Origin of the sequence: Raineyella sp., from assembly GCF_034933565.1 — a bacterium.
Taxonomy (GTDB): Bacteria; Actinomycetota; Actinomycetes; order Propionibacteriales; family Propionibacteriaceae; genus Raineyella.
In genome coordinates, this window is record NZ_JAYFNG010000045.1 from 1 (window position 1) to 9047 (window position 9047).

At 69.4% G+C, this 9047-nt stretch carries 8 protein-coding genes; 6 read left to right on the forward strand and 2 right to left on the reverse strand.

Going from position 1 to position 9047, the window contains the following annotated elements; all coding sequences use genetic code 11:
- Nucleotides 1–57: 57 nt before the first annotated feature.
- Entirely contained in the window at nt 58–1917 is a 1860-nt protein-coding gene (gene typA / locus VB059_RS12160; RefSeq protein ID WP_323422291.1) for a translational GTPase TypA, read from the reverse strand.
- A 120-nt stretch (nt 1918–2037) separates the two neighbouring features.
- Between typA and VB059_RS12165 the strand changes: the two genes are divergently transcribed.
- The 5 genes from VB059_RS12165 to VB059_RS12185 all read left to right on the forward strand — a co-directional run bounded on the left by VB059_RS12165 (nt 2038) and on the right by VB059_RS12185 (nt 7187).
- Nucleotides 2038–3153: a GTPase family protein gene (locus VB059_RS12165; protein WP_323422292.1), complete on the forward strand. Its 1116-nt coding sequence runs from the start codon at nt 2038–2040 to the stop codon at nt 3151–3153.
- A 233-nt stretch (nt 3154–3386) separates the two neighbouring features.
- Nucleotides 3387–4886: a methylmalonyl-CoA carboxytransferase subunit 5S gene (locus VB059_RS12170; protein ID WP_323422293.1), complete on the forward strand. Its 1500-nt coding sequence runs from the start codon at nt 3387–3389 to the stop codon at nt 4884–4886.
- A gap of 11 nt (nt 4887–4897) precedes the next feature.
- The gene (locus tag VB059_RS12175; protein ID WP_323422294.1) at nt 4898–6475 is read left to right on the forward strand and encodes an acyl-CoA carboxylase subunit beta; all 1578 of its coding nucleotides are present in this window, start codon (nt 4898–4900) and stop codon (nt 6473–6475) included.
- Between the two features lie 13 nt (nt 6476–6488).
- Entirely contained in the window at nt 6489–6803 is a 315-nt protein-coding gene (locus VB059_RS12180) for a hypothetical protein (protein ID WP_323422295.1), read from the forward strand.
- 18 nt (nt 6804–6821) lie between these two features.
- On the forward strand, nt 6822–7187 hold the full coding sequence (locus VB059_RS12185) for a biotin/lipoyl-containing protein (protein WP_323422296.1): 366 nt from the start codon (nt 6822–6824) through the stop codon (nt 7185–7187).
- Nucleotides 7188–7309: 122 nt separating this feature from the next.
- Here the strand turns inward: VB059_RS12185 and VB059_RS12190 are convergent, their stop codons facing one another.
- Nucleotides 7310–8074, reverse strand: coding sequence for an SDR family NAD(P)-dependent oxidoreductase (locus tag VB059_RS12190; protein WP_323422297.1), 765 nt, complete (start codon nt 8072–8074; stop codon nt 7310–7312).
- 155 nt (nt 8075–8229) lie between these two features.
- Here VB059_RS12190 and VB059_RS12195 point away from each other — a divergent pair, with 155 nt between their 5' ends.
- Complete coding sequence (locus VB059_RS12195; RefSeq protein WP_323422298.1) at nt 8230–8979, forward strand: phosphoglyceromutase; 750 nt, start codon at nt 8230–8232, stop codon at nt 8977–8979.
- Nucleotides 8980–9047 lie beyond the last annotated feature (68 nt).

Sequence of the window (9047 nt, forward strand, 5' to 3'; positions counted from 1 at the left end):
CCCGGTCGGTCACCGACCGGGCTCGCGCCGGAGAGAGGATCGTCGGCCGGTGGCGGGTCAGTTCTTCGCCCGGCGGGCCGCCTTCACCCGCTCGCTGTGGTCGAGGATCGTCTTGCGGACCCGGACCACCTCCGGGGTGACCTCGAGGCACTCGTCGACCCGGCAGAACTCCAGCGACTGCTCCAGGCTCATCAGCCGCGGCGGCACCAGTCGCTCCAGCTCCTCCCCGGTGGAGGACCGTACGTTGGTGACGTGCTTCTCCTTGGTGGGGTTGACGTCCATGTCGTCGGGGCGGGAGTTCTCGCCGACCACCATGCCCTCGTAGACCTCGTCACCCGGCTTGATGAACAGCACGCCGCGCTCCTGCAGGTTGAACAGGGCGTACGACGAGACCGTGCCGAGCCGGTCGGCGACCATCGAGCCGCTCGGCCGGGTCCGCAGCTCGCCGACCCACGGGGTGTAGCCCTCGAACACGTGGTTCATCAGGCCGGTGCCGCGGGTCTCGGTGAGGAACTCGGTGCGGAAGCCGATCAGGCCGCGGGACGGGACGATGTACTCCACCCGCACCCAGCCGGACCCGTGGTTGGTCATCGTGCGCAGCTGGCCCTTGCGGGTGCCGAGCATCTGGGTGACCGCCCCGACGTACTCCTCGGGGACGTCGACGGTGAGGAACTCGGTCGGCTCGTGCAGCTTGCCGTCGATCTGGCGGGTGACCACCTCGGGCTTGCCGACGGTCAGTTCGAACGACTCGCGGCGCATCGTCTCCACCAGCACGGCGAGCTGCAGCTCGCCACGACCCTGCACCTCCCCGGTGTCGGGGCGCTCGGTCGGGTTGACCCGGATCGACACGTTGCCGATCAGCTCGCGCTCCAGGCGGGCCTTGAGCAGCCGGGCGGTGAGGTTCTTGCCGGACCGGCCGGACAGCGGGGAGGTGTTGATGCCGATCGTCATCGAGATCGACGGCTCGTCGACGGTGATCAGCGGCAGCGGCCGGGGATCCTCCGGGTCGGACAGGGTCTCGCCGATGGTGATCTCGGGGATGCCCGCGATGGCGACGATGTCGCCGGGGCCGGCGGACTCGGCCGGGACCCGCTCGAGCGCCTCGGTCATCAGCAGCTCGGAGAGCTTGACGTTCTGGATGGTGCCGTCGCGCCGGCACCAGGCCACCGTCTGGCCCTTGCGCAGCTCGCCTTGCTTGATCCGGCACAGCGCCAGCCGGCCGAGGTAGGGCGACGCGTCGAGGTTGGTGACGTGCGCCTGCAGCAGGCCACCCTCCTCGTACGTGGGGGCCGGGATGGTGTCGAGGATCGTCTCGAACAGCGGCTGCAGGTCGGGGGAGTCGGGCATCCCGCCGTTCTCCGGCTTGGTCAGCGAGGCCCGGCCGGCCTTGGCCGACGCGTACACCACCGGGAAGTCGAGGACCGACCCGTCGGAGTCCTCGGGCAGCAGGTCCATGAAGAGGTCGTAGGTCTCCTCGAGCACCTCCTCCATCCGGGCGTCGGGGCGGTCGACCTTGTTGACCACGACGATCAGCGGCAGCCGCTTGGCCAGCGCCTTGCGCAGCACGAACCGGGTCTGCGGCAGCGGGCCTTCCGAGGCGTCGACCAGCAGCACCACGCCGTCCACCATCTCCAGGCCGCGCTCGACCTCGCCGCCGAAGTCGGCGTGGCCGGGGGTGTCGATGATGTTGATGGTGACGTCCTGGCCCTTGATCACGTGCTTGACCGCAGTGTTCTTGGCCAGGATCGTGATGCCCTTCTCCCGCTCCAGGTCCATCGAGTCCATGACGCGGTTGTTCACGTCCTGACCCTCCCGGAAGGCGCCGGACTGCCACAGCATGGCATCGACAAGGGTGGTCTTGCCGTGGTCGACGTGGGCGACGATGGCGATGTTGCGCAGGTCAGAGCGCTGGGGCATATGCGTGACTTCCGATGTGAGAGCAGGAGCACCCAGATGGTAGTTCCCCCAGGCGGCACGGCGTGAATCCCGGTGGCACCTGGGCGGCCCGCCGCGGGTGCCGGGCCCTAGGCTCGGGTCATGCCAGACTGGTTCACCGACGCGTTCCGGGCGGAGTACGAGCACCAGCTCGAGCTGCTGGGACGGTTCAACCTGGCCCTCTTCGGCAAGACCGGGGTCGGCAAGTCCACCCTCGTCAACGCGGTCTTCGGGGAGCCGGTGGCGGCCACCGGGATCGGCGAGCCGGTGACCCACGACGCGCACCTCTACCTCGATGACCGTGGCCGGCTCGGCCTACTGGACACCCGCGGCCTGGAGATCGGTCGCGACGACCGGCAGCTGGTCAAGGAGCTCGAGGCCTACGTCCGGCAGATGCGCCGCGGGCCGGTCGAGGACCAGATCCACGTGGTCTGGTACTGCGTGCGCGGCATGGACCGGCGGTTCGAGCCGTTCGAGGCGGAGTTCGTCCGCCGACTGGCCGACCTCGACCTGCCGGTGATCGTCGTGCTGACCCAGGTGCCCCGCGGCCCCGGCGGCCAGCTGCACCCCGACGCGGTGGCCCTGGCCGGGCACATCACCGGCCTCGGCCTGCCGATCGTGGACGGGCGTCCCTACCTCACCTACGCACTGGAGGACCCGTTCAGCGGGCAGTCGTCCTACGGCTTGACGGAGCTTCTCGAGGCGACCTTTCGCGGCGCACCGGAGGCGGTCCACGCGGCCCTCACCGCGGCCCAGCAGATCGATCATCGGCGCAAGGCGGCGCAGGCGCGCCGGTTCATAGCGGGCACCGCGGCGGGTGCCGCGGCCACCGCCGCGACGCCGATCCCGTTCTCCGACGCCACCGTGCTGGTGCCGCTGCAGCTGGCGATGATGGCCCGGATCGCGCAGCTCTACCAGGTGCCGGTGGACCGGGCGGCGCTGATGGCGGTCGCCTCGACCACGGCGGCGACCCAGGTGGGGCGGGCCTCGGTGACCGGCCTGTTGAAGCTGATCCCCGGTGCCGGGACGGTCACCGGCGGGGCGATCGGCGCCGCGGTGGCCTCGTCGTTCACGTACGCCATGGGCGAGGCCTGGCTCGCGGTGGTCGAGCGGGTCGCGGCCGGGGGACTGCGCGGGCTGGACGGGATGCTCGACACCGAGCAGATCCGCGGCGATTTCCTGGCCGAGCTGCGCCGCCGCGTCCCGCGGCTGCGATGAGCCCGTCGTGTCCGCGACTGCGATGAGCCATCGCGTCCCACGATTTCGGTGGGACGGTCGGGGCCGGAGATTTCAATGAGATTTACGACACGTTGTCGTACGACATGATACGTAGTTGATCGCCGTTGCGGCGCAGGTTCCGATGTGACCTGCTCCGTCCCTAGCAGACAGCTGGTTTCCGGGAAGGGGAGGGGGCCCGGGTCCGGCCGTTCCGACGATGGCACTATGGGGCCATGAAGCCGCGAGAGATTGGTATCACCGAACTCGTCCTTCGCGACGCGCACCAGAGCCTGATGGCGACGCGCATGGCCATGGAAGACATGGTCGACGCCTGCGCTGACATCGACGCTGCCGGTTACTGGAGCGTGGAGTGCTGGGGCGGTGCAACGTACGACGCTTGCATCCGCTTCCTGAACGAGGACCCATGGGAGCGTCTGCGGACCTTCCGTACACTCATGCCCAACAGCCGCCTGCAGATGTTGCTCCGCGGCCAGAACCTGCTGGGCTACCGCCACTACGAGGACGCAGTGGTCGAGAGGTTCGTCGACAAGTCGGCGGAGAACGGCATGGACGTGTTCCGTGTCTTCGACGCGCTGAACGACCCGCGCAACCTCGAACACCCGATGCAGGCGGTGAAGAAGGCGGGCAAGCACGCGCAGGGCACCATCTGCTACACGGTCAGCCCGGTCCACACCACCGAGGACTACATCAAGCTGGCCGGTCGCCTGCTCGACATGGGTGCCGATTCGATCGCGCTGAAGGACATGGCGGCCCTGCTGAAGCCCCAGCCGGCGTACGACATCGTCAAGGGCATCAAGGACACCTACGGCGAGGGCGTGCAGATCAACGTGCACTGCCACTCCACCACCGGTGTCACCCAGGTGGCGCTGATGAAGGCGATCGAGGCCGGCGCCGATGTCGTCGACACCGCGATCAGCTCGATGTCGCTGGGCCCCGGCCACAACCCGACCGAGTCCGTGATCGAGATGCTGGACGGCACCCCGTACACCACCACCGTGGACCGTACGAAGCTCAAGCCGATCCGCGAGCACTTCGCGAAGGTCGCCCCGAAGTACAAGAAGTTCATGTCCGCGGTGACCGGCGTCAAGACCGACATCTTCCAGTCCCAGATCCCCGGCGGGATGCTCTCCAACATGGAGTCGCAGCTCAAGGCGCAGGGCGCGGGCGACCGGATGGACGAGGTCCTCCTCGAGGTGCCGAACGTCCGCAAGGACGCCGGCTACCCGCCGCTGGTGACGCCGTCCTCCCAGATCGTCGGCACCCAGGCCGTGTTCAACGTGCTGATGGGCAAGTACAAGGTCCTCACCGGTGAGTTCGCCGACCTGATGCTCGGCTACTACGGCGAGTGCCCCGGGGAGCGTGACCCCGAGGTGGTCGAGAAGGCCAGGGCCCAGACGAAGAAGGAGCCGATCACCCAGCGTCCGGCGGATCTGCTGGCCCCCGAGTGGGACCAGCTGGCCGAGCAGGCCAAGGGACTGACGGGCTTCAACGGCACCGAGGAGGACATCCTCACCAGTGCGATGTTCCCGCAGGTCGCCCCGAAGTTCTTCGCGGAGCGCTCGCAGGGTCCGCGCAATGTGGGCATGACCGAGGAGCAGGTCGAGGAGGAGCGTCGCAAGGCGGCCGGCCTCGACAAGGCCCTCCATGAGCCCATCCAGTACAAGGTCACCATCAACGGCCAGTCCCGTTCGGTGTCCGTCGAGCCGGCGTGAGGGTGACGACGATGGCAGATTCAAAGAGCAGTGCAGGCAAGACGCACGACATGGCCGAGCGTCTCAGGGTGCTGGCCGAGCGCCGTGGGGATGCGGAACTCGGTGGCGGGAAGTCCCGCCTCGACAAGCAGCACGAGAAGGGCAAGATGACCGCGCGTGAGCGGGTCGGCGCCCTGCTCGACCCCGGGACGTTCCAGGAGACCGGGATGTTCCGTACGCACCGTACGACCACCTTCGGGATGGACACCGCCAAGGCCCCGGCCGACGGCGTGGTGACCGGCTCGGGGGCCGTCCTCGGCCGCCCGGTGCACGTCGCCTCCCAGGACTTCTCCGTGATGGGTGGCTCGGCCGGCGAGACGCAGTCCAAGAAGGTCGTCGAGATGATGGAGGCCTCGCTCTCCACCGGCACGCCCTTCGTCTTCATCAACGACTCGGGCGGCGCCCGGGTCCAAGAGGGCATCGACTCGCTGTCCGGCTACGGCCAGGTGTTCTACTCGAACGTCCGGCTGTCCGGTGCGGTGCCGCAGATCTCGATCATCGCCGGGCCCTGTGCCGGCGGTGCCGCGTACTCCCCGGCGCTGACCGACTTCATCATCCAGACCCGCAAGGCCCACATGTTCATCACCGGGCCGAACGTGATCACCGAGGTGACCGGCGAGAAGGTGAGCCAGGACGATCTGGGTGGCGCCGATGCGCACATGACCCGGTCCGGCGTGAACCACTTCGTCGCCAACGACGACGCGGAAGCCATCCTGATCGCGAAGAAGCTGCTCAGCTTCCAGCCGCAGACCAACCTCTCCGAGCCGCCGCGGGTCAACCCCGACGATGTCGTCGAGTCGAACGAGGCGCTGCGCGACGTCGTACCGACCGAGGGCAAGAAGGGCTACGACGTCCGGGAGATCATCCGGGGCATCGTCGACCACGCCGACTTCCTCGAGGTCCAGGCCGGCTACGCGCAGAACATCGTCGTCGGCTTCGCCCGCGTCAACGGGTACACCGTCGGCGTCGTGGCGAACCAGCCGAGTGTGATGTCCGGCGTGCTGGACATCAACTCCTCCGACAAGGGCTCGAAGTTCGTCCGGTTCTGCAACGCCTTCAACATCCCGCTGGTCACCCTCGTCGACGTCCCCGGCTTCCTGCCGGGCGTCGCCCAGGAGCACGGCGGCATCATCCGCCACGGCGCGAAGCTGCTCTACGCCTACTCCGCGGCGACCGTCCCGAAGGTGACCGTCGTGGTCCGCAAGGCGTACGGCGGTGCCTACCTGGCGATGTGCTCCAAGGACCTCGGTGCGGACAAGGTCTTCGCCTGGCCCACCGCCGAGATCGCGGTGATGGGCGCCGAGGGTGCGGCGAACATCGTGTTCAAGAAGGAGATCGCCGAGGCCGACGACCCGGTCAGCCGCAAGGCCGAGCTGGTCGAGGAGTACCGCGAGACCTTCGCCACCCCGTACATGGCGGCGTCCCGCGGACTGGTCGACGACATCATCGACCCGGCCGACACCCGCCGCGAGGTGGCCATGGCACTCGAGGTGCTCCGGTCCAAGCGCCAGCTGCGCCCGGACAAGAAGCACGGCCTCGGGCCGGCGTGATCGGGGAGACACGATGACGGACCAGAACGAGATCGCTGCCCTCCAGCAGACGATCGACCAGCTCACCGCGCGGCTCGCCGCAGCGGAGGGGCGGATCGCGGAGTTCGATCGGATAGCGGTCGGCTGGGCCCAGGAGCACCAGGTCGACGAGGACACCATGATGGTCATCGCGGCAGCCGTCGCGGCCGTCCTCGGACACCGGGCCAAGGTCAAGCAGATCCACTTCCACGAGGGCTCGGGGTGGACCACCGCCGGCCGGATGGAGGTCCAGGACCACCGCAAGACCCAGGCGCGGCCTGCCCGCCAGAACCCGCTCACGCTGCACTGAGGACGAGGAGGAACAGACATGAGACTCAAGGTGACAGTCAACGGCACCGCGTACGACGTCGACGTCGAGGTCGAGCAGACGCACCCCTCGCTCGGTGACCTCGGTGTGATCGGCGCCTACACGGGGCCGGCCCCCACAGCGCCGGTGACCTCGACGATGCCGGCCGCGAGCACCAACTCGGTGGTCGCCCCGCTGGCCGGGTCGGTGGCCCGGATCATGGTCGAGGAGGGTCAGGAGATCACCGCCGGTCAGGTGCTGGTGGTGCTCGAGGCGATGAAGATGGAGACCGAGATCACCGCGCCGGCCGACGGCACGGTGGGCTCGATCCTGGTCGAGGTCGGCGAGGCCGTCCAGGGCGGCCAGGCCCTCATCTCGATGGCCTGAGCAATCGATCCCGTACGACGGGGGATCCGCAGTGGGGCAGTCCCCCCCGCGGGTCCCCCGTCGGCGTCGTCCGAGGTGTGTCGTCGCGGCCCCGTCGTTCCCGGTGTGTCACCCGGTGCGTGTCACTGCGCGCGGAAGATCTTGTGCTGGGCGGGCTGCACCCGCGGCCGGACGACCATCCGGTCGATGTTCACGTGGGCCGGCAGGGAGGCGACGAAGCCGATGCAGGAGGCGATGTCCTCGGCGGTGAGGACGCCCTCGACCCCGGCGTAGACGGCGTCGGCGCGGGCCCGGTCGCCCTCGAACCGGACCAGGGAGAAGTCGGTCCGCACCATGCCCGGGACGATCTCCACCACCCGCAGCGGCCGGTCGTACATCTCCAGCCGCATCGCCTGCGCCATCGAGCGCTCGGCGGCCTTCACCCCGCAGTAGCCGGCACCGCCCTCGTAGCCGCCGTCCGCGGCCACCGAGGTGACGAAGACGACCTGCCCGCGGCCGCCGTCGGCGGCCAGCAGGGCGGGGGTGAGGGCCCGGGTGACGCGGGCAGCGCCGAGGACGTTCATGTCGTACATCCGCTGCCAGTTGTCGAGGTCGGCCTCGGCCACGGGCGACAGGCCGAGGGCGCCGCCGGCGTTGTTGACCAACAGCTCGACCCGCGGGCCGGCCGCCGCGGCCAGCGCCGCGACCGACCCGTCGTCGGTGACGTCGCAGACCTGGACGCGGCCGCCGATCTCGTCGGCGACCTCGCGCAGCCGGTCCTCCCGGCGAGCGGCGCAGATCACCTCGTAGCCCTGGGCGGCGAGGGCTCGGGCCGTCGCGGCGCCGATGCCGCTGCTGGCACCGGTGACGACGGCGAGGGGGCGGGCGGACGTGGCGGGAGCAGTCATGCCCGGAGTATCCCGCGGCGCGGGGGCAGCCGGGAAGACCACGCTGTCGTCCGGGGTCCGTGTCGTCCGGACATCGTGTCGTCCGGGGCACGTCGGGCCGGGTGAGTGCCGCCCCCGGTGCCGTCCGCCGAGCGGGCGCCCACTAGGCTCGGGGCATGACTGCAAAGCTGATCCTGCTGCGCCACGGCGAAAGCGAGTGGAACGCCAAGAATCTCTTCACCGGCTGGGTCGATGTCGACATCAACGACAAGGGCAAGGCCGAGGCCCAGCGCGGTGGCGAGCTGCTCGTCGCCGAGGGTCTCCTGCCGGACGTCCTGTTCACCTCGACCCTGAAGCGGGCGATCCACACCGCCGATCTCGCGCTGCTCGCCTGCGATCGCCACTGGATCCCGGTCGAGCGCTCCTGGCGGCTCAACGAGCGCCACTACGGTGCGCTCCAGGGCAAGAACAAGACCGAGATCCGCGACGAGTTCGGCGAGGACCAGTTCATGGTCTGGCGCCGGTCGTACGACCAGCCGCCGCCGGTCCTGGACCAGGACGACAAGTGGTCGCAGTACAACCACCCGCAGTATGCCGATCTGCCCAGCGAGATCCGCCCGCAGACCGAGTGCCTGAAGGACGTCGTCTTCCGGATGCTGCCGTTCTGGTACGACAGCATCGTCCCGCAGCTGCGTGCCGGCCGGACCGTCCTGGTGGCGGCGCACGGCAACTCGCTGCGCGCGCTGGTGAAGCACCTCGACGGGATCTCCGACGAGGCGATCTCCGGGCTGAACATCCCGACCGGCGTCCCGCTGCTCTACGAGCTCGACGAGGACCTGAAGCCGACCGTCACCGGCGGCCGCTACCTCGACCCGGAGGCTGCCAAGGCCTCCATCGAGGCGGTCAAGAACCAGGGCAAGAAGTAGTCCGGTCCCGCAGCTGCGGGCACCGCGAGGACGGCCGGGGGGGGGGGTCCCCCACCCGCCCGCCGGTG